The following is a 26,566-nucleotide window of genomic DNA, read 5'->3' on the forward strand; positions in this document are numbered from 1 at the left end:
GCCGCGCCCCGGGGGGGGGGGCCGGCCCTGCTCCACCACGCGTGCGGGGGGGGGGGGGGGGGCGGGGGCGGCGGGGGGGGGGGGGGGTGGGGGGGGGGGGGGGGGGGGGGGGGGGGCCCGCCCGGCGGGGGGGGGGGGGGCGCGGGGGGGGGCCCCCCCCCCCCCCGATCCGGCGTCGCGGCGCCGGGCCGGGAGCCGCGGGCGGCGCCGAAGGTGATCACGCTCGGTTCGCCGGAGGCGGTGGCCCAGGCGACGGAGGCGCCCTCGAGCGGCACATACCGCTTCCGTCCACACCGCGGCCGCCACCGCCGCGGGCAAGTTGTGGGTCGTGCTCACGGTGAAGGAGATCTCTGCCGGTCGAAGGTGCGGGTCCGTCCGAAGTCCACGGAGACCCAGTCCCTCGGCCCTCGCGCCGCTGAAGGAGGGCAGCAGGGCGGTCGCGGCCCCGCCGCGGCGATCCGGCCGGATCCGGCCTCTTGACCCATGGCCCGCCCTCCCCGATGCTCAGTTGCGCATGGTGATGCGTGTACCGGATGGGGCAACCCGTACGTAGGTCGGAGGAGTGACCCATGGCTCATGAGGTTCGTGCTGTCGTCGCCCGCGCGAAGGGTGCCCCCGTCTCCGTCGAGACGATCGTGATCCCCGACCCCGGTCCCGGCGAGGCACTGGTGAAGGTCGAGGCGTGCGGGGTCTGCCACACCGATCTCCACTACCGGGAGGGCGGGATCAACGACGACTTCCCCTTCCTGTTGGGGCACGAGGCGGCCGGTCGCGTCGAAGCGGTGGGGGAGGGTGTCACCGGTGTCGAGCCGGGCGACTTCGTCATCCTCAACTGGCGTGCCGTCTGCGGAAAGTGCCGGGCGTGCGCCAAGGGCAGGCCCTGGTACTGCTTCGACACCCACAACGCGGTGCAGCCGATGACCCTGCTCGACGGCACCCCCCTCTCGCCCGCCCTCGGCATCGGCGCCTTCGCGGAGAAGACCCTGGTCGCCGCCGGGCAGTGCACCAAGGTGGACCCGGCGGCCCCGGCGACGGCCGCGGGACTGCTCGGCTGCGGGGTCATGGCGGGCTTCGGCGCGGCCGTGAACACCGGCGCCGTCGGCCGCGGAGACTCCGTCGCCGTCATCGGCTGCGGCGGGGTCGGCACGGCCGCCGTCGCGGGGGCACGGCTCGCCGGCGCCACCAAGGTCATCGCCGTCGACGTCGACCCGCGCAAGCTGGAGCGGGCCAGGGCGATGGGCGCCACCCACACCGTCGACTCGCGTGCGGACGACCCGGTGGCGGCGATCCGCGAACTGACCGGCGGCTTCGGCGCCGACGTCGTCGTGGAGGCGGTCGGCCGCCCCGAGACCTACCGGCAGGCCTTCTACGCCCGCGATCTCGCCGGCACGGTCGTCCTGGTCGGGGTGCCGACCCCGGAGATGAAGCTGGAACTGCCGCTGCTCGACGTCTTCGGACGCGGTGGCGCCCTGAAGTCCAGCTGGTACGGCGACTGTCTGCCCTCGCGCGACTTCCCGGCCCTCATCGACCTCTACCTGGACGGCCGCTTCGACCTGGACGCGTTCGTCTCCGAGACCATCGGCCTCGGGGACGTGGAGAAGGCGTTCGAGAAGATGCACCGCGGCGAGGTGCTGCGCTCCGTGGTGGTGCTGTGAACGGCCTCTTGATGTTGTGTAGTGTGCACGACGTTGCATGTGAAGCAACAGAGGTGCTCGTCCGGGTCCCTTCTCCGGGCTCCTTGACAAGGGTTTGCGGGCGCCCTCAAACTGACGTTGCGTTCAACGCAATCCGTTTCGCTATACGCACCGAGGTGTCATGATGATTCCCGCGTGCCGTCTCGTGGATCTCCCCCGAGGCGAGGCCTACCGGCTCGACATCGATCCGCCGGTCTCGGTGTTCCACACCGACGACGGCGAGGTCTTCGCCATCGACGACACCTGCACCCATCAGGACGCCTCGCTCGCCGACGGCTGGCTGGAGGGCTGCGAGGTGGAATGCCCGCTGCACGCCTCGAAGTTCGACCTGCGGACGGGTGCCGTCGACGCCCCGCCGGCCAAGCGCCCGGTCCGCACCCACGAGGTCCACGTCGAGGACGGCATGATCTACGTCCGGCTGTCCCTGGACGCGCCCAACCTGCCGCCCTGCGTCACGGCCCGGCTCGCCGGCGGACCCGCGTGAGAACGGTCGCCGTGGTCGGCGCCTCGCTCGCCGGTCTCTCGGCGGCGCGCTCGCTGCGCAAGCAGGGCTACGACGGGCGGCTCGTCCTCATCGGCGACGAACCCCACCGCCCGTACGACCGGCCCCCGTTGTCCAAGGAGTTCCTGGCCGGCTCCCTGGCCGAGGCGGACCTCGCGCTGGAGCCGGACGACGAGGACCTGCGGGCCGAGTGGCTGCTCGGCGTCCGCGCGGTCGGTCTCGACGGCCCGCAGCGCGCCGTACGGCTCGCCGACGGCAGCGAGGTACGGGCGGACGGCGTCGTCATCGCGACCGGCGCCGCCGCCCGGACCCTGCCCGGCGCCGGCGCCCTGGCCGGGGTGCACACCCTGCGCACCCTGGACGACGCCCGTGCCCTGCGTGACGAACTGTCCCTCGGGGGCAGGCTGGTGGTGATCGGCGGCGGCTTCATCGGCGCCGAGGTCGCCTCCACCGCGTACGCCCTCGGACTCGACGTGACCGTCGTGGAAGCGGCCCCGACCCCGCTGGCGGGACCGCTCGGCGAGACCATGGGCGGGATCGTCTCCGCCCTCCACGCGGACCACGGCGTACGGCTGTTGTGCGGGGTGGGCGTCGAGGGACTGCGCGGCGCGAGCCGTGTCGAGGCCGTCCTGCTGGCGGACGGTCGCAGCGTCCCCGCCGACATCGTGGTCGTGGGGGTCGGCGCCCGTCCGTGCGTCGAGTGGCTCGCGGGCTCCGGCATCGAGCTCGCCGACGGCGTCATGTGCGGCGCCGACGGACGCACCAACCTGGCCGGTGTGGTCGCGGTCGGGGACTGCGCCTCCTGGTACGACCCGCGCGCGGGCCTGCACCGCCGCGTCGAGCACTGGACCGGCGCCCGGGAGCGGCCCGAGGCGGCCGTGACCGCGCTGCTTGCGGGCGGCGCGGTGGAACCGAGCGCGCCGAGGCCGCCGTACTTCTGGTCGGACCAGTACGGCGTGAAGATCCAGTTCGCCGGTCACGCGGCCGCCGCCGACAGCGTGACGATCGAGGAGGGCGCCCGGGACGACCGCAACGTCCTGGCTGTCTACCGGCGTTCCGGGCAGCCGGTCGCCGTGCTCGGAATGAACCAGCCGCGGCTGTTCACGCGCTGGCGCAAGCAGCTCGCCGCCGCGGCCTGACAGCACCGCTGCTGTCGCCGCGTTCACCACGCCGTCCGCTCTTCCCGGCGTGCATCACCGGCCCACGACGTTCCCCGAGGAGTGCACTGTGACCTCGACCAGCCTGCCGGACAGCCTGATCGCCACCCTTCCCGGCGCCTCCTACACGGATCCCGGGATCTTCGCCCAGGAGCAGGAGCGCATCTTCGAAGCGATGTGGTTCTGCGCCGTCCGCGCCTCCGACCTGCCCCGCCCCGGCGCCTTCAAGACCGTGGAGGTGGGCCGGGAGAGCATCCTGATCGCGCGCGCGCGGGACGCCTCGGTGCGCGCGTACTTCAACGTCTGCCGGCACCGCGGGGCCAAGCTGTGCACCGAGGAGTCCGGCGAGGTCAAGCGGGCCTTCCAATGCCCGTACCACGCCTGGACGTACGACCTGACCGGCAAGCTCGTCGCTGCGCCCAACCTGACCAAGATGCCGGACGTGGGCCGCACCGAGTACGGCCTGGCGAGTGTGGCGGTGCGCGAGTGGCTGGGTTATGTGTGGGTGTGCCTCGCGGAGGACCCGCCGCCCTTCGACGAGGTCGTCCAGGACGTGATCGCGCGGCTTGGCGACACCGAGTCGATCGAGCACTACGACATCGGGGGGCTGGAGGTCGGCCGGCGGATCGTCTATGACGTGAAGGCCAACTGGAAGCTGATCGTCGAGAACTTCATGGAGTGCTACCACTGCGCGACGATCCACCCCGAACTCACCGAGGTGCTCCCGGAGTTCGCCGACGGATACGCCGCCCAGTACTACGTGGGGCACGGTGCGGAGTTCGGCGAGGACGTCAGGGGGTTCACCGTCGACGGCTCGGAGGGGCTGGACCGGATTCCCGGAGTCTCCGAGGACCAGGACCGCCGCTACTACGCGATCACCGTGCGGCCGCAGGTGTTCATCAACCTCGTGCCCGACCATGTGATCTTCCACCGGATGTACCCGGTGGCGGTGGACCGGACGGTCGTGGAGTGCGACTGGCTGTATCTGCCCCAGGTCGTGGCGAGCGGGAAGGACGTCAGCCGGTCGGTGGAGCTCTTCGACCGGGTCAACCGGCAGGACTTCGACGCGTGCGAGCGCACCCAGCCCGGGATGCGCTCACGGCTGTACGCCAAGGGCGGTGTGCTGGTGCCCAGCGAGCACCACATCGGCGAGTTCCACGACTGGGTCCAGGCCCGGTTGGGGGTCGGCCCGGGTAACGGGGTTCAGCCCGGGTAACGGGGGCTCAGCCCAGGTAGCCCATGCGGTGGCTGATCTCCTCGGCGCCCTTGACCAGGACCGGGGCGAGCTCGTGGAGCCGCTCCTCGGAGAGCCGGTACGCCGGTCCCGAGGCGCTGAGTGCCGCGATGACCTCGCCGTCCCGGTCGCGCACCGGCGCGGCCATGGCGTGCAGGCCGAGCTCCAGCTCCTCCAGGGCCCAGGCGTAACCCCGCTCACGGGCCTCGGCGAGGTTCTTCTCCAGCTTCGTCTTCGCGGTGATGGTGCGCGGGGTGACCTTCTTCAGGCCGGTCTCCGTCAAGAGCGCGGCGCGCTGATCGGCGGGCAGGTGGGCCAGCAGGATCTTGCCGCTCGACGTGGCGTGCAACGGGGTCAGCTGGCCGACCCAGTTCTGCGCGGTGACGGCACCCGGGCCGCGCACCTGGTAGAGGTTGACCGCGTAACGCTCCTGCATCACGGCGACGTTCACGGTCTCGCCGAGCTCCTCGGCGAGGTCCTCGCAGACCGGGCGGCTCTGCTGGGTGATGTCGATGCGTCCGGTGACCGCGCCGGCGAGGCGCACGATGCCGAAACCCAGGCGGTACTTGCCGCGTTCACCCGCCTGTTCCACCAAGCCACGCGCTTCCAGGGCACCGAGGAGCCGGAACGCCGTGGACTTGTGAACATCGATCTCGGCGGCCACCTCGCTCACGCCGGCCTCGCCGCGCTGGGCCAGGATCTCCATCACGTGAATGGCCCGGTCGACGGACTGCACCCCGCCGCTCGACGACCCTGTCGTTTCGTTATCCGGGTTGTAGTTGCTCACAACGCAACTATACGGCGGGTAAAAAACAAGGGTGGGAGTTGTTTCGCGGAGCTGGTGCATATGTCGTGCAGGTTGCGCGCTTCGCAACCTGGTGCGTATCGCGCTACCCGTACTACCATGCCGCGCATATCGACGGCGCGAGCGAGACGAGGCACCATGGCTCCTCAGCAGTACGACTTCGTCATCGTCGGTGGTGGATCGGCCGGCAGCGCACTGGCCAACCGGCTTTCCGCCGACCCCGGCAACCGCGTGCTGGTCCTGGAGGCCGGCCGGCCCGACTACCCGTGGGACGTCTTCATCCACATGCCCGCGGCGCTGACCTACCCGATCGGCAGCCGCTTCTACGACTGGAAGTACGAGTCGGAACCCGAGCCCCACATGGGCGGCCGGCGCGTCTACCACGCCCGCGGCAAGGTGCTGGGCGGCTCCAGCAGCATCAACGGCATGATCTTCCAGCGCGGCAACCCCATGGACTACGAGCGCTGGGCCGCCGATCCCGGCATGGAGAGCTGGGACTACGCGCACTGTCTGCCGTACTTCAAGCGCATGGAGAACTGCCTCGCGGCCGACCCGGACGACGAGTTCCGCGGCCACGACGGCCCGCTTGTCCTGGAGCGCGGCCCGGCAACCAACCCGCTCTTCGGCGCCTTCCTCAAGGCCACCGAGGAGGCGGGGTACGCGCCGACCGGCGACGTCAACGGCTACCGGCAGGAAGGCTTCGCCAAGTTCGACCGCAACGTCCACCGCGGACGCCGACTGTCGGCCTCCAAGGCCTATCTGAAGCCCGCCAGGAAGCGCCCCAACCTCACCGTCACCACCCGCGCCCTCGTCACCCGCGTCCTGTTCGAGGGCAAGCGGGCCGTCGGGGTCGAGTACCGGCGCGGCAAGGGCGCGCCGCAGCAGGTGCGCGCCAAGGAGGTCATCCTCTGCGGCGGCGCGATCAACTCCCCGCAGCTGCTCCAGCTCTCCGGCGTCGGCAACGCCGGGGAACTGCGCGCCCTCGGCATCGACGTCGTGCACGACCTGCCGGGCGTCGGCGAGAACATGCAGGACCATCTGGAGGTGTACATCCAGTACGCCTGCAAGCAACCCGTCTCCATGCAGCCGTACCTCGCGAAGTGGCGCGCCCCCTTCATCGGCCTGCAGTGGCTCTTCCGCAAGGGCCCCGCCGCGACCAACCACTTCGAGGCCGGCGGGTTCGCCCGCAGCAACCAGGACGTGGACTACCCCAACCTGATGTTCCACTTCCTGCCCATCGCGGTCCGCTACGACGGCTCCGTGCCCGCCGGCGGACACGGCTACCAGGTGCACGTGGGGCCCATGTACTCCGACGCCCTCGGCTCCGTGAAGATCAGGAGCAGGGACCCTCAGGAGCACCCGGCGCTGCGCTTCAACTACCTCTCCACCGAGCAGGACCGCCGCGAGTGGGTCGAGGCGATCCGCGTCGCGCGCAGGCTGCTCAACCAGCCCGCTCTCGCCCCCTACAACGGCGGGGAGATCTCACCGGGACCGTCCGTCGAGACCGACGAGCAGATCCTCGCCTGGGTCGCCAAGGACGGCGAGACCGCTCTGCACCCCTCCTGCACCTGCAAGATGGGCACCGACGAGATGGCCGTCGTGGACCCCGCCAGCCTGCGCGTGCACGGGGTCGAGGGGCTGCGGGTCGTCGACGCGTCGGTGATGCCCTATGTCACCAACGGAAACATCTACGCGCCGGTGATGATGATCGCGGAGAAGGCGGCCGACCTCATCCTCGGCAAGGAACCGCTCGCGCCTTCCGACGCCGTCTACTACCGGCACCGGGACTCCCGGACCCAGGCGGGGTAACGCAGTATTTTCGCGGAGCCGCTTGTCCCGGAAACCGGCTGTGTCCGGGGTGCGCGCAAGGCGTCCGCGTGCCCAAACCGTCATCCTCGAACCCCTTGACGTGGGTTCACGCATTCTCCAGAGTGTTCCACCACAAGCAATGCGGTGCGCGATGCGCAACGAGATTCGCTCGAAGGGCTCCCGACGTGGCAGACCTGTATGTGGACGGGAAGTGGCGGGAGCCGGTGGCCGGAGGCCGTCGGGAGATCCGCTGTCCCGCCGACGGCACGCTTTCCGCGACCGTGTCGGAAGGCACCCGCGCCGACACCGAGGGGGCCGTCGCGGCCGCCCGCCGGGCCTTCGACGAAGGGCCCTGGCCGCGCACCCCCGAGCGAGAGCGGGGCGCCCTGCTGCTGCGCACCGCCGACCTGATCGAGCGCGACACCAAGGAATTCGCCCGCGCCGAGTCGCTGGACACCGGCAAGCGGCTGGTCGAGAGCGAGTACGACATCGCCGACGTCGTCTCCTGTCTGCGCTACTACGGCGGGCTCGGCGGCACCGACGCCGGCCGCGTGATCGACACCGGCCGGGACGACGCCGTCAGCCGCGTGGTCTACGAGCCGATCGGAGTGTGCGGTCTGATCACACCGTGGAACTACCCACTTCTGCAAGCGAGTTGGAAGGTGGCCCCGGCCCTTCTCGCCGGCAACACCATCGTCCTCAAGCCCAGTGAGCTCACGCCCTCCACCGCGGTCCTGCTGATGCGGGCCCTGGAGGAGGGCGGACTCCCCGCCGGTGCGGCCAACCTCGTCCTCGGCACCGGGCCCGAGGTGGGCGCGCCGCTCTCGGAGGATCCCCGGGTCGACATGGTCTCCTTCACCGGAGGCGTGGAGACCGGCAAACGGATCATGGCGACGGCCGCTGCGAGCGTGAAGAAGGTCGCGCTGGAACTCGGCGGCAAGAATCCCAATGTCGTCTTCGCCGACGCCGACTTCGAGACGGCCGTGGACTTCGCGCTCACGGCCGTCTTCCTGCATTCGGGGCAGGTCTGCTCGGCCGGTGCCCGGCTGATCGTCGAGGACTCGCTGCACGACCGGTTCGTCGACGAGGTGGTCCGCCGGGCCCGGCAGATCCGCCTCGGCGGGCCCTTCGACCCCGAGGCCGAGACCGGGGCGCTGATCTCGGCGCAGCACCTGGAGAAGGTCGAGGCGTACGTCGCCACGGGCGTCGCCGAGGGCGCCGTACTGCGCTGCGGCGGCGAACGGCCCGCCGACCCCGCCCTCGCGAACGGCCACTACTACCCGCCCACCGTGCTCGACGAGTGCCGGCAGGACATGCGGGTGGTGCACGAGGAGTCCTTCGGGCCGGTCCTGACCGTGGAGCGCTTCTCCGGTGAGGACGACGCCGTACGCATCGCCAACGACACGGAGTACGGACTCGCCGGTGCCGTCTGGACGCAGGACGCCGGGAAGGCCCAGCGGGTGGCCCGCCGGCTGCGGCACGGCACCGTGTGGATCAACGACTACCACCCCTATGTGCCACAGGCCGAGTGGGGTGGCTTCGGGCACTCCGGTGTGGGCCGGGAACTGGGACCGACCGGCCTTGACGAGTACCGCGAGCCCAAGCACATCTGGCAGAACATCCAACCCCGGCCGCAGCACTGGTTCCGCGGCTGAACGCCGAGAAGAGGTCGACCATGACCCCAACCCAGACCGAGGTGCCGCCGCGCCGCGGCACCCCCGAGGACGCGGCTCCCACGCCCGTCATATCCGTACGCGGGCTGTGGAAGGTGTTCGGGCCGAAGGCGGACCAGGTACCGGACTCCGAGGAGCTGCGCGGGCTCACCCGCCGCGAACTCATGGACCGCACCGGCTGTACCGCCGCCGTGCGGGACGTGAGCTTCGACGTCGCGCCCGGCGAGGTCTTCGTCGTCATGGGGCTGTCCGGCTCCGGCAAGTCCACCCTGGTGCGCTGTCTGACCCGGCTGATCGAGCCCACCTCCGGTGAGATCGTCTTCGAGGGCGAGGACATCCGGGACGCCGACGAGCGGCGGCTGCGCGAACTGCGGCGCAGCAAGTTCTCCATGGTCTTCCAGCACTTCGGTCTGCTGCCCCACCGCCGTGTCGTCGACAACGTGGCGTTCGGCCTGGAGATCCGCGGCATGGGCCGGGCCGAGCGCACCAGGCGGGCGCTGGAGGTCGTCGAACTCGTGGGCCTGTCGGGGTACGAGAACTCCTACCCCGACCAGCTCTCCGGCGGTATGCAACAACGCGTGGGTCTGGCAAGGGCGTTGGCGGGAGACCCGGACGTCCTCCTCTTCGACGAGCCGTTCTCGGCGCTCGACCCGCTGATCCGCCGGGACATGCAGAACGAGGTCATCCGCCTGCACCACGAGGTCGGCAAGACGATGGTGTTCATCACCCACGACCTCTCCGAGGCGCTGAAGCTCGGCGACCGCATCCTCATCATGCGGGACGGCAGGACGGTCCAGTGCGGCACCGGCGACGAACTCGTGGGCGCCCCCGCCGACGACTACGTACGCGACTTCGTCAAGGACGTGCCGCGCGGCGATGTACTGACCCTGCGCTGGATCATGCGTCCGGCCACTCCCGAAGACCCCCTGGACGGACCCGAGTTGGGCCCGGACGTCGTGGTGAAGGAGGCCACCCGGGCCGTCCTCGCGGCCGACAGGCCAGTCAAGGTCGTCGAGAACGGCAAGCTGATCGGCATCGTCGGCGACGAGGAGATACTCGCGGTGGTCGCCGGGCAGGAAGGCGACGCGTGATGACCGTCGTCATGGAGAAGCCCGGGAAACCGGGGCAGACGAAGCAGGCCGAACCGCCTCCGCCCGCCGCCCCCGTACGCCGGGTCAGCCGGTCCATGGTGGTCGGCGCGATCCTGGTCGTCTGGCTCGTCCTGTTCGCCGTACTGCGCGGAAAGCAGACCCTGTCGCTGGCCGCGGCCGACCTCACCGATCTGCACCGCTGGCTCAACGACGTCAACGACTCCATCGGCGCCAACCGCAACTCCAACCCGCTCTTCCTGTACGGCTTCAACGAGATCCGGCTGGTCATCGACAACCTGGTGACCTTCGTGCAGGACCTGATCTCCCAGCCGTCCGGCGACCGCCCGCTCCCGCAGATCGGCTGGCTCGGCGTTGTCGGCCTCACCGGCTATGTCTCCTGGGCGGTGGCCAACTGGCGGGTCGCCCTGCTGGCCGTGGCCGGCTTCACCTTCCTCGGGCTCCAGGGCCTGTGGCAGGAGAGCATGGACACCCTGGCCCTGACCCTCTCCGCGGTCCTGGTGGCGCTGCTGTTCGCCATCCCGCTGGGCGTGTGGGCGGGCCTGTCCGAGCGGGTCAACCGGATCGTCACCCCCTTCCTGGACTTCATGCAGACGATGCCGACCTTCGTCTACCTGGCGCCGCTGACCCTGATCTTCCTCATCGGCGGGGCCTCCGCGACCATCGCCACCGTCATCTACGCGGCACCCCCGGCCATCCGCATCACCGCGCACGCCATCCGTTCCGTGCCGGCCACGACGGTCGAGGCGGCCGCCTCCATGGGGGCCACCCGCAGACAGTCGTTGCTGAAGCTCCTGCTGCCGATGTCCAAACGGACCGTGGTGATGGGCGTCAACCAGACCATCATGGCCGCCCTGGCCATGGTGACCATCGCGGCCCTGATCGACGCCCCCGGCCTCGGCAAGACCGTCGTGCAAGCCCTGCAGTCCCTGGACGTCGGTACGGCCTTCAACGCGGGCCTCGCCATCGTCGTCATGGCGATCGTCCTGGACCGGGTCACCACCGCGGCGAGCGGACGCGCGGAGGCGGCCCGGCGCTCCGGCAACCCGCTGCTCAAGTGGCGGCGGCACCTGCTCGCCGCCGGGGGAGTGGTGGCGGCCGTACTCGTGTATCTGTCGCACACGTACCTGTGGGCGGCCGAGTTCCCCGGCGACGGCACCACCGGCAGCAATATCGCCAAAGCGGCCGACGACGTGACCACCTGGGCGCAGGACAACCTCTCGGGGCTCACCAACGGCTTCCGCGACGTCATCACCAACGGCCTGCTCAACCCGTTCCAGACGCTGCTGACCGACTCCCCGTGGTGGCTCGTAGGCGCCGCCCTCGTCGGGGTCGCCGTAGTGCTCGGCGGCTGGCGCGCCGGCGTCACCACCGCCGTGTGTGTGGGACTCCTGGTCGCCACCGGCGTGTGGTCGGACGGCATGACGACCCTGGCGTCGACCGTCGTGGCCACCGTGCTGGTCATGCTGCTCGGCATGGTCGTCGGGGTGTGGATGGGCCGCAGTGCGCTGGTGGACCGGCTGGTACGGCCCACCCTCGACGCGGCCCAGGTCATGCCGCCGTTCGTCTACCTCGTGCCGTTCCTCGCCCTGTTCGGGGCGACCCGGTTCACGGCCATCGTCGCCGCGATCGTCTACGCGGCACCGGTCGCCATCAAGATCATCGCCGACGGGGTGCGGACCGTGCCCGCGGCCACCGTCGAGGCGGCCACCTCCACCGGGTGCAACACCTGGCAGATCATCACCAAGGTCCAGCTGCCGATGGCCCGCAGCGCCCTGACGCTGGCGACCAACCAGGGCCTGATCTACGTGCTGTCGATGGTCGTCGTCGGCGGCCTGGTGGGCGCGGGCGCCCTCGGCTACGACGTGGTGGCCGGCTTCTCGCGGGGACAGCTGTACGGCAAGGGCCTGGCGGCCGGACTCGCCATCGTCCTGCTCGGCGTCATGTTCGACCGGATCACTCAGGCAGCGGCTCGCCGCACCAGCGCATGAATAAGGAGCACCACACGATGGCAAGACACTGGCGAGTCGGCACGGTCGGCCTGGCCGTCCTCGGCCTCACCCTCACGGCCTGCGGCGGCGCGAAGGTCGGTGACTCCTCGGACGCCGGCGGTTCGGGCAGCCCCGGCACGTGCGGCACCTTCAACCTCGCGGTCAACCCGTGGGTCGGCTACGAGGCGGACGCGGCGGTCGTCGCGTACGTCGCCGAGCACGACCTGAAGTGCAAGGTCACCAAGAAGGACCTCAAGGAGGAGATCGCCTGGCAGGGCTTCGGGACCGGCGAGGTCGACGCCGTCCTCGAGAACTGGGGCCACGACGACCTGAAGAAGAAGTACATCACCCAGCAGAAGACCGCCGTGGCGGCCGGCTCGACCGGCAACAAGGGCATCATCGGCTGGTACGTGCCGCCGTGGCTGGCCAAGGCCCACCCGGACATCAAGAACTGGAAGAACCTCAACAAGTACGCCGCCGAGTTCAAGACCTCGGAGTCCGGCGGCAAGGGCCAGCTCCTGGACGGCGACCCGTCGTACGTCACCAACGACGAGGCGCTGGTGAAGAACCTGAAGCTGGACTTCAAGGTGGTGTACGCGGGCAGCGAGACCGCGCTGATCCAGGCGTACCGCAACGCCGAGAAGAAGAAGCAGTGGGTGATCGGCTACTTCTACGAGCCGCAGTGGTTCCTGTCCGAGGTGCCGCTGGTCAAGGTCGACCTGCCCGCGTACAAGACGGGCTGCGACACCGATGCGGCCAAGGTCGCCTGCGACTACCCGGTCTACGACCTCGACAAGATCGTCAGCGCGAAGTTCGCCAAGTCGGCGAGCCCCGCCTACGACCTGGTGAAGAAGTTCAACTGGACCAACGACGACCAGAACACCGTGGCCAAGTACATCGCGGTGGACAAGATGACGCCGGACGCGGCGGCCAAGAAGTGGGTCGACGCCAACCGGGCCAAGGTCGACGCCTGGATCAAGTAGGACGCTCACGGTGCCTGGTGGGCGGTGCGCACAGTGCGCGCCGCCCACCGGGCATTGCCGTTTTCGGGGTCTTTCCACGAGGTCACAACCCTCTTGACACCCACCTGAACGGCAGGCACATTGAGTTGCGCAGCCTGAATCGTGTTGCGTACAAAGCAACTTAACCGGAGGTGCGGCGATGGCGGGACCCCGAGTGGTCATCATCGGAGCGGGCGTCGTCGGCGCGGCACTCGCCGACGAGATCTCCGCGCGCGGCTGGACCGAGGTGACCGTCGTCGACCAGGGCCCGCTCCCGGCCACCGGGGGATCGTCCTCGCACGCCCCTGGCCTGGTCTTCCAGGCCAACTCCTCCAAGACCATGACCGAACTGGCCCGCTACACCGTCGAGAAGTTCAGCTCCCTCGACGTGGATGGACAGCCCTGTTTCCTCCAGGTCGGCGGCCTGGAGGTGGCGACCACCCCGGAACGCGTCACCGAACTCCACCGTCGGCAGGGCTGGCTCACCTCCTGGGGCGTGGACTCGCGGATCGTGACCGCCGACGAGTGCGTCGACCTGCACCCCCTGGTCAACCGCGACCGGGTCCTGGCCGGCCTCCACATCCCGACCGACGGCCTCGCCAAGGCCGTCCTCGCCGTCGCGGCGCAGATCCGCCGCGCCACCGAGCGCGGAGTGACCTTCCTGGCCCGCCACGAGGTCCTCGACGTCCTCCAGGCCGACGGCGAGGTGACGGGTGTCCGGACCGACCAGGGCGATCTACAGGCCGACATCGTCGTGTGCTGCGCCGGCATCTGGGGCCCGAAGATCGCCCGCATGGCCGGCATGAACCTCCCGCTCACCCCGCTCGCCCACCAGCTCGCCTGGACCGGCCCGGTCCCGGCACTCGCCGGCCAGACGGAGGAGGCGGTGCGCCCGATCCTGCGCCACCAGGACGCCGACCTCTACTACCGCGACCGCCACGACACCCTCGGCATCGGCTACTACGGTCACCGCCCCATGCCCATCACCGCCGACGAGATCCTCTCCGTCGACGAGGCCGACGGAATGCCGTCGGTCCTGAAGTTCACCGAGGACGACTTCGCGGAGGCCTGGACCGAGACGCAGTCACTGCTGCCCGCCACCCGAGAGGCCAAGATCGAGGAGGCCGTCAACGGCCTGTTCTCCTTCACCACGGACGGGCTGCCCCTCCTCGGCGAGTCCCCGGACGTCAAGGGCTTCTGGGTCGCCGAGGCCGTCTGGGTCACCCACTCCGCCGGCGTCGGCCGGGCCGTCGCCGAGTGGCTGGTCGACGGTCACTGCTCCTCCTTCGACCTCCACGAGTGCGACGTCAACCGCTTCGAGCCGCACCAGCTCGCCCCGGAGTACGTCCTGGCCCGCGACTGCCAGAACTTCGTCGAGGTCTACGACATCCTCCACCCGCTCCAGCCCTCCGGTGATCCGCGCCCGATCCGCACCAGCCCCTTCCACGCCCGCCAGCAGGAGCTGGGCGCCTTCTTCCTGGAGGCGAACGGCTGGGAGCGGCCGCACTGGTACGAGGCCAACGCGCACCTGGTGGAAGGCCGTTCGATCGTCACCCCCGACGACTGGGCCGCGCGGTACTGGTCGCCCGTCGTCGGCGCCGAGGCCCAGACCACCCGCGAGACCGTCGCCATGTACGACATGACGGCCCTCAAGCGCCTGGAGGTGAGCGGGCGGGGAGCGGCCGACTTCCTGGAGCGGCTGTGCACCGGCAAGGTCGCCAAGTCCGTCGGCTCGGTGACGTACACCTTGCTGCTGGACCACGACGGAGGCATCCGCAGCGACATCACCGTGGCGCGGCTGGCCCCCGACCTCTTCCAGGTCGGCGCCAACGGCAACCTCGACCTCGACTGGTTCACCCGCCACCTGCCCGCCGACGGCACCGTCCAGGTCCGCGACATCACCCCCGGCACCTGCTGCATCGGACTGTGGGGACCGCTCGCCCGGGACGTCCTCCAGCCACTTACGGACGAGGACTTCTCGGCGACCGGCCTCAAGTACTTCCGCGCCAAGCGCGCCCACATCGGCTCCGTGCCCGTGACGGCCATGCGCCTGTCGTACGTCGGCGAGCTCGGCTGGGAGCTGTACACCACCGCCGACCTCGGCCAGAAACTGTGGGACACACTGTGGCGGGCGGCCCGGCCGCTGGGCGGGATCGCCGCCGGCCGCGGCGCCTTCAACACTCTTCGCCTGGAGAAGGGGTACCGCTCCTTCGGCACCGACATGACCTACGAGCACGACCCCTACGAGGCCGGGGTCGGCTTCGCCGTCAAGGCCGACAAGGAGGACTTCGTCGGCAAGGCGGCACTGGAACGCCGCAGGGGCGACGTACGGCGGAAGCTGGCCTGCCTGACCATCGAGGACCCGCGATCCGTCGTCATGGGCAAGGAGCCGGTGTACGACGGGCAGCGCGCGGTCGGCTACGTCACCAGCGCGGCCTTCGGCCACACCATCGGCAAGGGCATCGCCTACGCCTGGCTGCCGGCGGAGCTCGCGGTGACCGGGCGGGCGCTGCACATCGGCTACTTCGACCGGCGCGTGGAGGCGGTCGTGGCCGAGGAGCCGCTGTTCGACCCGGCGATGTCCCGGCTCCGGGGATGAGCGGGCGTCAGCCCAGGTGGCCGAGGCGGCGGCTGAGTTCGTCGGCGCCCGCCACCAGCACGGGTGCCAGCTCGTGCATCCGCTCCTCGGTGAGGCGGAAGGCGGGACCCGAGGCGGTGAGGGCGGCGACGACCTTGCCGTCGCCCGAACGCACCGGCGCCGCCATGGCGTTGAGGCCCTCCTCGTACTCCTCCACCGTCATGGCGTAACCCTGCTCACGGACCCGGACCAGCTCCGCCTCCAGCTGCTGCCGGGAGGTCAGGGTGTGGGCCGTCATCCGTTCCAACCCGGCTGTGGCGACGAGCTCGCCCCGGCGCTCGTCCGTGAGATGGGCGAGCAGGACCTTGCCGCTCGACGTGCAGTGCATCGGCGTCAGCCGGCCGACCCAGTTCTGCGCGGTGATGGCGGACCGGCCGCGCACCTGGTCGAGGTTGATCACATGGTGGGACTCCAGGACCGCGATGTTCATCGTCTCGCCCAGTTTGTCGGCGAGGCGTTCGCAGATCCCGCGGCCGTGCTTGGTGACGTCGATGCGCCCGGTGACCGCGCCGGCCAGCCGCACGATGCCGAAGCCGAGGCGGTACTTCCCGCGCTCGCCCTCTTGCTCCACCATCCCGTGCGCCTCCAGCGCGCCGAGCAGACGGAACGCGGTGGACTTGTGGACGTCGATCGCCTCGGCGACCTCACTGACGCCTGCCTCGCCGCGCTGGGCGAGGATCTCCAGCACGGTGACAGCCCGGTCGACGGACTGCACCCCGCCGCCGGACGCGCCCCCGGACTCGGTGCCGTTGTTGCTCATGGCGGAACCATATGCGAACAGGTCAGCCGTGCAAGGCCCGGTGTCCGGCACCGGGCCCCGCACGGCGAGCAGCCTCAGCGGCTGAGCGGTGCCACCGTGATCCGGTCGACGTTGGGCGCGTACGCCGTGGCGTTGGACAGAGTGACGGTGTTGGTGCCCGCGGCGAGGGTCACCGGCACCGGCAGGTCCCAGTAGTTGTTCCAGCTGTAGTTGTTGCGGAACATCACCGTCCGGTCGGTTCCGTCGACGCTGATCCGGGCCGCGCGGGAGACCACGTTGGTGTTGTAGTTCCCCGAGCCGGCGACCTGGTTGTTGGCGTAGCGGACGTTCATGACGTAGCGCCCGGCGCTCGCCGCGTCGACCTTGAAGGTGAGCGTGTTGTCCGCGCCGTTGCCGATGTAGCCCACGTACTTTCCGCCGGAGGCCCAGGTGTCCGAGGTGACGACGGCGGTCCCGGCGAGGGTGGCGTCCTCCGCCTGGTAAGAGGCCACGCCCGTGGTGTCGGCGCTCGCGGCGACACGGAGGTCGCGCAGGGTCAGCGTGGCGGAGCCCGACGCGGCGGCGGTGACGCGGTTGTTGCCCGCCGACAGGTACAGCCGTGCGGTCCTGGTGGTGGCCTTGCCGCCCGTGGAGGCCAGCTTCACGGCGGTGGCGCCGTCCAGGGAGAGGGTGCCGGCGCCGTCGGCGGAGTAGTCGGTGCGGACCGTGTAGTAGCCGTCGGTCGGGGCGTACACGTCGAAGGTCGCCGAGTCCGCGCGGTCCAGGGCCAGGGAGCCGGCGCCGGTGATGCCGGACGCGGAGTAGCCGTAGCCGGGCGTGCCGGTGACGTCGGTGTAGGCGGCGGGGTAGAGGGTGTCCGCGGTGGAGGCGGCGGTGAGGTCGACCTTGTCGAGGGTGACCTCGTTCGTGCCCTTGGCCAGGGCGATCGTGTGGCTGCCCGCGGTCAGTGACAGCGAGGCGCGGGCGGTGGCGCGGTAGGTCCAGTTCAGGGTCGGACCGTAGGTGACGGTCTGGGCGGCGCCGCCGTCCACGGTGAGGGTCTGGGTCGCCGGGGCGCCGGACTGGTTGCCGTAGAAGACGTCGAGGTCATAGGTGCCTGTGGTGGGGACGTCGACCGTGAAGGCGACCTTGCTGGTCGGCTGGTTGAGGCTGCCGACGTCCTTGGTGCCCGAGGTGGCGTAGCCGTAGGCGTTGGACACCGAGCCCTGGGTGTAGACCGTGCCGCCGGTGATGGCGGCGTTCTCGGCCTCGTACGACGCCGACCAGGGGACGGAGGCCGGGGCGGGCGCGTCCTTGCCGGCCGGGTTGACGGTGACGCGGTAGGCCGACATCGGGTCGAGGCCGGTCAGCGGCACGGTGATGCTGCCGTCGGCGGCGACCTTGTAGGTGCTGCGCGCCAGGACCCTGGGCGCGGGCGCCCCGCCCTCGTAACCGCTCCAGGCGGTGCGCTCGACCGAGACGTTGACCTTGCGGCCGAAGGAGGGCGGGATGTGCTGGATGACGGTGTCGGCCGCGCCGGCGGTACCGCCGCCGAGGAGCACCTGGGCCTGCTTGCGGCCGGTGTCCAGGGAGGCGATGCCCTGGAGCGTGTCGGTGGTGTTGGCCTGCGGCGGGGTCACCTTGGCGGTCTTGCCGCTCAGGCCCGCGTACCAGCGCATCAGCCACCAGTTGCCGTTCGGGATGTTGGTCTGGGCGACGTTGTCGTCCAGGTTCCCGGCGATGTCCCAGTACGCGAGGTCGGCGTCGACCTTGTTCCGCTCGAACATCGACATCCACTGGACCATCTGCCCCGGCACGGACAGGTCGCGGCGGTCGGCGTACTCGTTGATGTTGACCGGCCGGGGGCTGATGCCCGTCTTGGTCTCGAGGGTCCGGTAGGCGGCGAGGGTGGACTCGAAGTGCGCCAGGGAGCCGGGGTCCAGTTCGTGCCAGGTGGTGATGTCCGGCAGGACGTGGTGCGCCTTGGCCCACGGGTAGAAGTCGCCCATGAGCCGGGAGTCGTAGTGGGTCTCGTTGGGGCCGGCGATCCGGGCGTTCGGGATGATCGACCTGATCTTGTCGTAGACGGTCGCCCAGTCGCTCTCGAAGCTGCTCAGCGCCTTCGCGTAGGTCGTGGCGTCCGAACTGCCCAGCCCGGTGTACCAGTTGCCGTCCGGCTCGTTGAACGGCACCCACACGAACGTGGAGGCGTCCGGACGGGCCGCCACCTTGCGGACCATGGTGTCGACCTTGGCCAGGTAGTCGCTCAACCCGTTGTTCTCGTAAGGCCAGTTGGCGTACACGTCCTGCATGTAGATCAGGTTGTCGCCGCCGCCCGTGCGGGCGAACTGGGACTGGACGACCAGCGCGTCGCCGTTGGGGTGCTGGGCCCCGTCCGGCGCCTTCTGGGCGATCGTCTTCGGATGCAGGGGTGCGACCACGCTGTCGCCGGGCACACCGTCGTCGCTGAGGCCGTACAGGGCGCCGTTGGCGCCGTGCATGACCGCGCCGGTGGTGGTGCCCAGGTCGACCTTGAGCTGGGGGGCTGCGGCCTCGGCGGCGGGTGAGGCGAGGAAGGAGCCGACGAGTGCGGACACGGCGGCCGCGCCGACGAGGCCGACGAGGCGCCGGGTTCTGCGGGGGTTGCCGGGCAGGGCGGATGTAGGGGGTATGGCTGACGTATGAGGCATGACGGACCTCCTCCTCCCGCACCGTTGCGGGAGGCTCGGACGGCTTCGGGGGTGGGGTTACTTGACGGCGCCGCTGGTGATGCCGGAGACGATGCGGCGCTGGGCGATGACGAAGACGAGCACCATGGGAAGGCTCATCATCACGACGTAGGCGAAGATCAGATGCCAGTTGTTGAGGTACAGCTGGGCGCTGGCGACCTGGTAGAGGTTGAGCGGCAGGGTTGCCCTGTCCCCTCCGCCGAGAACGAAGAAGGCGTAGAAGATGTCGCTCCAGGCGAACAGCATCACCATGATCGTCGCGGTGGCGATGACCGGCCGCAGCAGCGGCAGGATGATGCGCCAGAAGACTCGTACCGGACCGGCCCCGTCCATGCGCGCCGCCTCCTCCAACTCCTCGGGGAGCGCGCGGATGAACCCGGTCATGAAGAAGATCGAGGTGGACAGGTACATCCCGGCGTAGACGCCGATCATGCCGGGCCGGGTACCGGCCAGGCCGAGCTGGCGCAGCTCCATCACGATGGTGATCACCGCGGGGGGCAGCAGCAGTCCGCTGATGCTCAGCGCGTACAGGGCGTTGACCAGGCGCCCCTTGCGGCGGGCGAACACCCAGGCGGCACCGGCCCCGAGGAGCAGGACCAGGACGACCGAAGGGGCCACCACCAGAAGGCTGTTGACGAAGCCCTGAACGATCTTGCCCTCGTCGAAGGTCTGCTGGTAGTTCGCGGCGGCCTGGGCGTGGTGGGGCAGGGAGAGGTTGGGCTTGATGGCCTCGGCCTGCGGCTTGACCGAGGTGACCGCGACCAGCCACAGCGGGATGCCGATGGTCACGGCGGCGATCAGCAGCACCAAGACGGGCTGCACCCAGCGCCACGGGCGCCGGTGGACGGGCGCGAACGCGCCGACGGTGGTCACTGGTTGTTCTCCCTGCGGCGCAGACCGACGATGACGGGCACGGCGAGGACGACGACGATGAGGAACAGCACCAGGCTCATCGCGGAGGCCTGCGCGTAGAGCCCCTGCCCGAAGATGCGGAACATGTAGATGTTGAACACCTCGGTCTCGCTGCCCGGTCCGCCCCCCGTGGTGGCCTGGACGATGTCGAAGGTGTTCATGGAGCCGATCAGCGCGGTGGTCACGTTGAACGTCACCGCCGGTGCCAGCAGCGGGAACCTGATCGACCAGAAGGTCCGCCAGCCACCGGCCCCGTCGATCCGGGCCGCCTCCAGCACATCACCGGGCATGCTCTTCAGCCCCGCCAGATAGATCAGCATGGCCAGGCCCATCCACTTCCAGCCGTGGATGAGCGTGACGACGACCAGCGTCCAGGTGGTCGAGCCGAGCCAGGGCGTGTCGACGGGGTGACCCGCGAGTGACGACAGCACGCTGTTGAGCGCCCCGTCCTGGGCGAGCAGCGCCCGGAAGATGTAGCCCACCGCCAGGGCGGAGATCAGCACGGGAAGGAAGAACACCGCGCGGAAGAAGCGGTTGAAGCGGGTGTCGCGCTCCAGGAGCAGCGCGAGCCCGAGACCGAAGCCGTTCTGGAAGACGGCCACGAGGACCGCGTACTCCAGGGTGATGCGGATGTCGCGGACCATCGACCCGTCGTGCAGGATCGTGGAGAAGTTCGAGAAGCCCACGAAGCCGATCTGCGGGTGGAACGCCGACCAGTCGGTGAACGGGTAGACGAAGTTCAGCAGGTTCGGCAGCAGGAAGAACACCCCGAACACGGCGAGCGCGGGCACCGCGAACCACCACGGCTGGTTGGCCCCGCGACGGGACCGCCCGGGCCGGCCGGGACGAGGGGCCCGGTCCGTTTCCTGCCTGCGCGTGGCGTCACCGACGCCGAGGGTGGCTGTGTCCGCCACGTTTCAACCTCCGGTACGGGGCCCCGGACCGCCACCGACGGGCGGCCCGGGAATGGGGCTGGCTGAGGTGTCCTGGGATCGGGACTGCTGCGAACGGCGCTGCGACGGGGCCGGGCCGGGCGGGGTGCGGTGCGCCCGGACGCGGAGCGGAGGATGCCCGGACACCTTCCGCTCCGGGACGACCGGCGACCACGCGGCTGAGGAGCACGGTCGGCCCGAGCGGTTGAAGCTCCTGCCGGGCCCTGCCGCCGGTGCGACCCGCAAGGCACCCGCCAGGGCGTGGCGCCGGTCAGAAGCCGGAGGCCCCGCGGGCCTTGAGGACCTGGTCGAACTGGTCCTCGGCGGCCTGGGCGACCTGCTTCGGGCTCTTCTTGCCGTAGATCATGTCGGCGAGGGCGAGGTGCATGTCGGGGGCGGTCAGCGCCTTGACCTGGAAGACCCCGGTGGCGGTGGAGAGCGCCTCGGCCTGGGCGACGGCGGTCTGCGGCAGTCCGGCGGGGTTGGGCACGGACGGCTGCACCGAGACGAGCTTGTTGGCCTTGATGTAGGCCGGGTAGTCCTTGCCGAGCCAGAAGGACAGGAACTGCCGGGCGGCGTTCTGGCGCTTGTCGTCACCGGTGTTGAACGCGACCACGCCGTTGGTCTGGTCGGGCGAGTACTCGGCCTTGGCGGCGCTGTTGGACAAGGGGAACCAGCCCAGCTTCTCGTCCATCTCCGCTGTGCTGGAGGTCGCCTGGATCTCGGACTGGAGCGAGGTGACGTTCACGGCCATCGCGGCACTGCCGTCCATGATCGCCTTGCCCTGGTCCACGAAGGTCGCGGTCTTGTAGTTCTTCTGCGCGAGCCCGCCGTCGAGGACCTTCGTCTTGTACTTGGTGATGGCGTCGACGATGGTCTTGTTCGTCCAGGAGTCCTTGTTCTTGTTGAGGCTGTCCCAGAACGTCTGCGGCAGGTCCGTCATCTGGAGCTGCACCTGCCACTGCAGCGGCCACTTGTCGCCGCCGACCTCGAAGAAGGGGGCCACGCCCGTCTTCGCCTTGATGGTCGCCGCGTCGGCGAGCATCTCGTCGTAGCCGGTGGGCATCTTCGTGATGCCGGCCTTCTTGAAGACCGCCTTGTTGTAGTAGACGCCGAGCACCGCGGGGCTGGTGACGATGGCGGCGTAGCGGTGGCCGTCGACCTGGCCGAGGCTCTGCTCGGTCTTGCCGAGCTTGGAGACCCAGTCCTCCTTGTCGAGCTGGAGCAGGTTCTGGGCCGGCTGGATGAAGGGCAGTGTGCTGCCGGTGGGCTGCCAGAACATCAGGTCCGGCTTGGTGCCCGAGGCGAGCTTGGTCGGCACGTTGGACTCGTAGGGGTCGGGGATCACCTCGGTGGAGATCGTGGCCCCGGTGGCCTTCTCGAACGCCTCGATGGCCTGCTTGGGCTCGGAGACGCTGTTCTGGGCGACCCACATCGTGAGCTTGACGCCCTTCAGGGAGGCGGTGGCGTCGACCGACCCGGTGGGTGCGGCGCCGCTGCCGCCGGCGGTGCTGTCGCTGCACGCGGTGGCGGTCAGCCCGATCACACAGGCGGTGGCGAGGACGGAGACGGCTCTTCTCATGGCGGGATCCTTGGTCGTACGGAGGGTGAGAGGCGGTGCGGCGGAGATCGCGGTGCGGTGCTGCGGTGGGTGTGCGATGCGGTACGGCGGAGGGTGGGTGGTCGGGTGTCGGTCGGGTTCGGCAGCTGCGGGGGTAGGGCGGAGGGTGGGTGACCGTCGGGGCGTGAGGCCGGGTGCCGGTCGGTGCGGGTGACTGTCGGGGGCGTGAGGTCGGGTGCCGGTCGGAGTTGGGAGGCGTGCGGTGCGGCGGGGGGTGGGTGGTCGGGTGTCGGTCGGGTTCGGCAGCTGCGGGGTAGGGCGGAGGGTGGGTGACCGTCGGGGCGTGAGGCCGGGTGCCGGTCGGTGCGGGTGACTGTCGGGGGCGTGAGGCCGGGTGCCGGTCGGAGTTGGGAGGCGTGCGGTGCGGCGGAGGGTGGGTGGTCGGGTGTCGGTCGGGTTCAGCAGCCGCGGGGGTAAGGCGGAGAGCGGGGGCTGTCGGGGACGGGACGGGAGGGAGGCCGGATGCCGGTCCGGTTCAGGAACCGGGCGGGCCGGCGCTCTCGCGGTGCACGAGGGTGGGTTCGGCCGGCACGTGCGCGGGCTCCTGTCGGCCGGTGTCGAGTTGGGCCCGCAGCAGACCGAAGGCGGCGCGGCCCAGGCCGTGGAAGTCCATGCGGACCGTGCTGAGGGACGGAGTGAGGAAGGCGGAGTGCGGGGCGTCGTCGAAGCCGATGACGCTGACGTCCTCCGGGACCCGCCGGCCGACGTGGTGCAGGGCCCGCAGGACACCCAGGGCCAGGTCGTCGTTGCCGCACAGGATCGCGGTGACGGCCGGGTCCCGGGCGAGCTTCCGGCCCGCCTCGTATCCGGCCTGCGCGTCCCAGCCCCGCCCTGACGGCGGGGGAGGGGCCACACCGGCCGCCCTGAGGGCCCGCCGCCAGCCCTCGGCGCGCGGTGATGCCGTGCCCCGGGCTCCGGTCGAGGCGGGAAGCGCCACGTAGTGCACGGTTGCGTGCCCGAGCGCGAGGAGGTGTGCGGTGGCGGTCCGGGCCGCCTCCCGGTCGTCGGCCCACACGGCGGGCCTGCCGGGGGTCCGGCCGGGCGGCGGCGCCTCGACCAGGGCCGCGCACGGCACATGCGCCGGTACGCGGTCCAGGACGGCGGCGCCGAGACGGTCGTAGCCGATGACCACCAGGCCGCCACCGGTGTCGGCGGCCGCGGCGACCGTACGGTCCAGGTCGTTCTCCGGTGTCACCACCCGCACGCCGAGTGCGTACCCGGCGGCGCGGGACGCCTCCTCCAGACCCTGCAGCGTGGCCGCGTAGCCGTGGAGGACGGTGTTCGAGGTGAGGACCGTGACCGCTCGGGTCACCCCGCTGGCCAGGGCGAACGCGGTGGCGTTGCGCCTGAACCCCAGGGCTCGCACGGCCGCTTCGACACGTCCGCGGGTCTCCTCCTTCACGTTCGGGCGGCCGTTGATGACCCTCGAAACGGTCTGGTAGGAGACGCCTGCCGCCTGCGCGACATCGCGGATGCTGGCGGGCCTGCGCTGCCCCGGGGAGGGGGCGGTCTGGCCGCCGAAGCTTGTGTGACCGGTCACATGCATGCGAGGATTGTGAGCGGTCACATCGCGGGCGTCAAGAGACCGTAACTGGGGATTTACCTTTCAAACACAACCGCCGACGCGGCCAACTCTCTCCCGCCGAGCGCGACTTCCCAGCTCAGCCCGGTGAGACCGTGGCATTACCGAACCATCCCGGAAGGGGAAAATGCGTTGACCGCAGTCGTCGGAACACTCGAGAGATCCCGTCTCTGGTCGCACCCGGAACTCGGGCTGCACGCCGTCCTGGACGCCACGGGATCGGTCCGGCTGGGGGCGCCCGGTCAGGACCCGGCCGCTCTGGTGCCGCTCGTCGAGGTCACCGCCACCGGGCACGGACGTCTGTGGTCGGGGGAGCGCTTCATCGAGACCGCGATCGGCGAGCGCCTGACCTACCGCGACCACGAGACGGTCCGGGAGGCGGGCGGGGAGCGTACGACGATCAGGCTCGCGGACCCCGAGACCGGCCTGGCCGCCGAGGTGGTCCTGGAGACGGCTCCGGGCGCCGGTTTCCTGCGCTCGCGGGTGCGTCTGGTCAACGAGGGCAGCACACCGCTGCGGCTGGAGAGTGTGAGCACCCTGACCGTCGGCGGCATCACCGACGCGGGCGGCGGCCTCGACGGACTGACCCTGCACTGGGCGGACAACGACTGGCTCGCCGAGTGCCGTTGGCGTGAGGCCCCCTTCCGTGACCAAGTCGTCCAACTGAGCCGGTTCGCGCACGGCCACGAGGGACGCGGCTGCTTCGAGCGCTTCTCGCAGGGGAGCTGGTCCACCGGCCGCCATCTGCCGATCGGGGCGCTCACCGATCGTGCCGGGCGGACCTGGCTGTGGCAGATCGAGTCCAGCGCGGGCTGGCGCTTCGAGACCGGCGAACGTGAGGGCGCCGCCTATGTCGCCCTGTTCGGCCCCGACGACGCCCACCACCAGTGGCAGCACACCCTCGCGCCCGGCGAGGACTTCCACACCGTTCCCGCCGTCCTCGTCCGCGGCGCGACGGGCGGCCTCGACGCTGCCTTCGGCGAACTCACCGACTACCGCAGGCTGATCCGCCGCGACCACCCCGACCACCGTGCTCTGCCGGTGATCTACAACGACTACATGAACACCCTCATGGGCGACCCGACCACCGAGAAGCTGCTGCCGCTGGTCGACGCGGCGGCGAGGGCCGGCGCCGAGATCTTCGTCATCGACGCGGGGTGGTACGACGACGACGCGCAGGGCTGGTGGGACGCCGTCGGCGCGTGGGAGCCCGCCCCGGGGCGTTTTCCCGGCGGCATCCAGGAGGTGCTGGACGCGATCCGGCACCACGGAATGGTCCCGGGACTGTGGCTGGAGCCCGAAGTCGTGGGCGTGCGCAGCCCGTTGGCCGCAACCCTCCCTCCCGAGGCGTTCTTCCGGCGCGGTGGCATGCGCGTGACGGAACACGGCCGCCACCACCTGGACCTGCGTCACCCGGCCGCCCGGGCCCACCTCGACGCGGTCGTGGACCGGCTGGTCGGCGAGTGGGGCGTCGGGTACCTCAAGCTCGACTACAACATCAACATCGGCCCCGGCACGGAGCACGGCCCGGAGAGCCCCGGCGCCGGTCTGCTCGGCCATCACCGCGCCCACCTCGACTGGATGTCCGGCCTGCTCGACCGGTATCCCGGCCTGGTCCTGGAGAGCTGCGGCTCCGGCGGTCTGCGCATGGACTACGCCCAACTCGCCGTCGCCCAGCTCCAGTCCACCAGCGACCAGCAGGACCCCCTGCGCTACCCGCCCATCGCCGCGTCCGCCGCCACCGCCGTGGCCCCCGAGCAGGCCGCGGTGTGGGCCTACCCCCAGCCCGACCACACCAGCGACCGGATCGCCTTCACCCTCACCGGCGCGCTGCTGGGCCGTGTGCATCTCTCCGGCTTCCTCGACCGCATGAACGAGGAGCAGTTCGACCTCGTACGGTCGGCGATCCGCGTGTACAAGGACATCCGGCCGCAGATCGCCGACGCCCGCCCCTTCTGGCCGCTGGGCCTGCCGGGCTGGGAGGACGCCTGGATCGCCCACGGTCTGCGGGGGCGCGACGCGACGTACCTCGCGGTGTGGCGACGGGAGGGGGCCGACGCCCCGTCGAGCCGTACGCTCCCCCTTCCCCACCTGCGGGGTGTCGCTCTGCGCCCGGAGGTGCTCCAGCCCACGACGGCCGACGCCACGGCGGAGTGGGACGCGACCGAGGGAACGCTCACCGTCCGCTTGCCGCGCACCGACACGGCGGTACTCCTCGGGCTGGGCACGGTTGTGTGAGCGGGAGCTGGAACCTTGTCAGGAGAGGCGACGGCTCCTACCCCGCTGACCCTGAACACAGGCCAGGCCCCGGGGGGGGCCCCCCGCGCCCCCCCGGGCCCCCCCCACCCCCCCCCCCCCCCCCCCCCCCCCCCCCCCCCGGGGGGCGGGGGGTGAGCCGGGCGGGGCGGGGGGGCCGCCCCACGCCCCGGGCACGGTGC

18 protein-coding genes are annotated in these 26,566 nt (G+C 70.7%); 11 read left to right on the forward strand and 7 right to left on the reverse strand.

Annotated features, from left to right (window positions below; translation table 11 throughout):
• The first annotated feature begins 569 nt into the window (after positions 1–569).
• From ACIRP7_RS44245 to ACIRP7_RS44260, 4 genes are all read left to right on the forward strand, one after another.
• Positions 570–1,655, forward strand: a complete 1,086-nt coding sequence (locus ACIRP7_RS44245; protein WP_403672303.1) for an S-(hydroxymethyl)mycothiol dehydrogenase — start codon at positions 570–572, stop codon at positions 1,653–1,655.
• Positions 1,656–1,815: 160 nt separating this feature from the next.
• Positions 1,816–2,178 carry a bifunctional 3-phenylpropionate/cinnamic acid dioxygenase ferredoxin subunit gene (locus tag ACIRP7_RS44250; RefSeq protein WP_352386878.1) on the forward strand — a complete coding sequence of 121 codons (363 nt, stop codon included), beginning with the start codon at positions 1,816–1,818 and terminating at the stop codon, positions 2,176–2,178.
• On the forward strand, positions 2,175–3,335 hold the full coding sequence (locus tag ACIRP7_RS44255; protein WP_403672306.1) for an NAD(P)/FAD-dependent oxidoreductase: 1,161 nt from the start codon (positions 2,175–2,177) through the stop codon (positions 3,333–3,335). Before ACIRP7_RS44250 ends, ACIRP7_RS44255 begins: the two co-directional genes overlap by 4 nt.
• 88 nt (positions 3,336–3,423) lie before the next feature.
• The gene (locus tag ACIRP7_RS44260) at positions 3,424–4,569 is read left to right on the forward strand and encodes an aromatic ring-hydroxylating dioxygenase subunit alpha (protein ID WP_403672309.1); all 1,146 of its coding nucleotides are present in this window, start codon (positions 3,424–3,426) and stop codon (positions 4,567–4,569) included.
• 7 nt (positions 4,570–4,576) lie between these two features.
• Here ACIRP7_RS44260 and ACIRP7_RS44265 read toward each other — a convergent pair whose 3' ends face one another.
• Complete coding sequence (locus ACIRP7_RS44265) at positions 4,577–5,323, reverse strand: IclR family transcriptional regulator (RefSeq protein ID WP_403672350.1); 747 nt, start codon at positions 5,321–5,323, stop codon at positions 4,577–4,579.
• Positions 5,324–5,530: 207 nt separating this feature from the next.
• On the opposite strand from ACIRP7_RS44265, the gene betA reads away from it, so the two are divergent.
• The 6 genes from betA to ACIRP7_RS44295 all read left to right on the forward strand — a co-directional run bounded on the left by betA (position 5,531) and on the right by ACIRP7_RS44295 (position 15,574).
• Positions 5,531–7,201, forward strand: coding sequence for a choline dehydrogenase (betA, locus tag ACIRP7_RS44270; RefSeq protein ID WP_403672311.1), 1,671 nt, complete (start codon positions 5,531–5,533; stop codon positions 7,199–7,201).
• A 185-nt stretch (positions 7,202–7,386) separates the two neighbouring features.
• On the forward strand, positions 7,387–8,856 hold the full coding sequence (locus tag ACIRP7_RS44275) for an aldehyde dehydrogenase family protein (RefSeq protein WP_403672314.1): 1,470 nt from the start codon (positions 7,387–7,389) through the stop codon (positions 8,854–8,856).
• 20 nt (positions 8,857–8,876) lie between these two features.
• A complete protein-coding gene (locus ACIRP7_RS44280; RefSeq protein WP_403672317.1) occupies positions 8,877–9,965 on the forward strand; it encodes a glycine betaine/L-proline ABC transporter ATP-binding protein in 1,089 nt (362 codons plus the stop codon).
• Entirely contained in the window at positions 9,965–11,974 is a 2,010-nt protein-coding gene (locus ACIRP7_RS44285) for an ABC transporter permease (protein WP_403672320.1), read from the forward strand. The genes ACIRP7_RS44280 and ACIRP7_RS44285 overlap by 1 nt, the downstream gene beginning before the upstream one ends.
• A gap of 17 nt (positions 11,975–11,991) precedes the next feature.
• Entirely contained in the window at positions 11,992–12,957 is a 966-nt protein-coding gene (locus ACIRP7_RS44290; protein WP_403672324.1) for an ABC transporter substrate-binding protein, read from the forward strand.
• Positions 12,958–13,135: 178 nt separating this feature from the next.
• Positions 13,136–15,574: an FAD-dependent oxidoreductase gene (locus tag ACIRP7_RS44295; RefSeq protein WP_403672326.1), complete on the forward strand. Its 2,439-nt coding sequence runs from the start codon at positions 13,136–13,138 to the stop codon at positions 15,572–15,574.
• A gap of 7 nt (positions 15,575–15,581) precedes the next feature.
• Here ACIRP7_RS44295 and ACIRP7_RS44300 read toward each other — a convergent pair whose 3' ends face one another.
• From ACIRP7_RS44300 to ACIRP7_RS44325, 6 genes are all read right to left on the reverse strand, one after another.
• Positions 15,582–16,373, reverse strand: coding sequence for an IclR family transcriptional regulator (locus tag ACIRP7_RS44300; protein ID WP_403672329.1), 792 nt, complete (start codon positions 16,371–16,373; stop codon positions 15,582–15,584).
• A 74-nt stretch (positions 16,374–16,447) separates the two neighbouring features.
• Positions 16,448–19,042: a CBM35 domain-containing protein gene (locus ACIRP7_RS44305; protein WP_403672332.1), complete on the reverse strand. Its 2,595-nt coding sequence runs from the start codon at positions 19,040–19,042 to the stop codon at positions 16,448–16,450.
• A gap of 57 nt (positions 19,043–19,099) precedes the next feature.
• A complete protein-coding gene (locus ACIRP7_RS44310; RefSeq protein ID WP_403672335.1) occupies positions 19,100–19,954 on the reverse strand; it encodes a carbohydrate ABC transporter permease in 855 nt (284 codons plus the stop codon).
• Entirely contained in the window at positions 19,951–20,907 is a 957-nt protein-coding gene (locus ACIRP7_RS44315) for a carbohydrate ABC transporter permease (RefSeq protein ID WP_403672337.1), read from the reverse strand. Before ACIRP7_RS44315 ends, ACIRP7_RS44310 begins: the two co-directional genes overlap by 4 nt.
• Before the next feature lie 289 nt (positions 20,908–21,196).
• Positions 21,197–22,507, reverse strand: coding sequence for an ABC transporter substrate-binding protein (locus tag ACIRP7_RS44320; protein ID WP_403672340.1), 1,311 nt, complete (start codon positions 22,505–22,507; stop codon positions 21,197–21,199).
• A gap of 514 nt (positions 22,508–23,021) precedes the next feature.
• A complete protein-coding gene (locus ACIRP7_RS44325) occupies positions 23,022–24,092 on the reverse strand; it encodes a LacI family DNA-binding transcriptional regulator (protein ID WP_403672343.1) in 1,071 nt (356 codons plus the stop codon).
• Positions 24,093–24,260: 168 nt separating this feature from the next.
• Between ACIRP7_RS44325 and ACIRP7_RS44330 the strand changes: the two genes are divergently transcribed.
• A complete protein-coding gene (locus ACIRP7_RS44330) occupies positions 24,261–26,366 on the forward strand; it encodes an alpha-galactosidase (protein WP_403672346.1) in 2,106 nt (701 codons plus the stop codon).
• Positions 26,367–26,566: the final 200 nt, after the last annotated feature.

This window comes from Streptomyces sp. NPDC102270, from assembly GCF_044766405.1.
GTDB lineage: Bacteria > Actinomycetota > Actinomycetes > Streptomycetales > Streptomycetaceae > Streptomyces.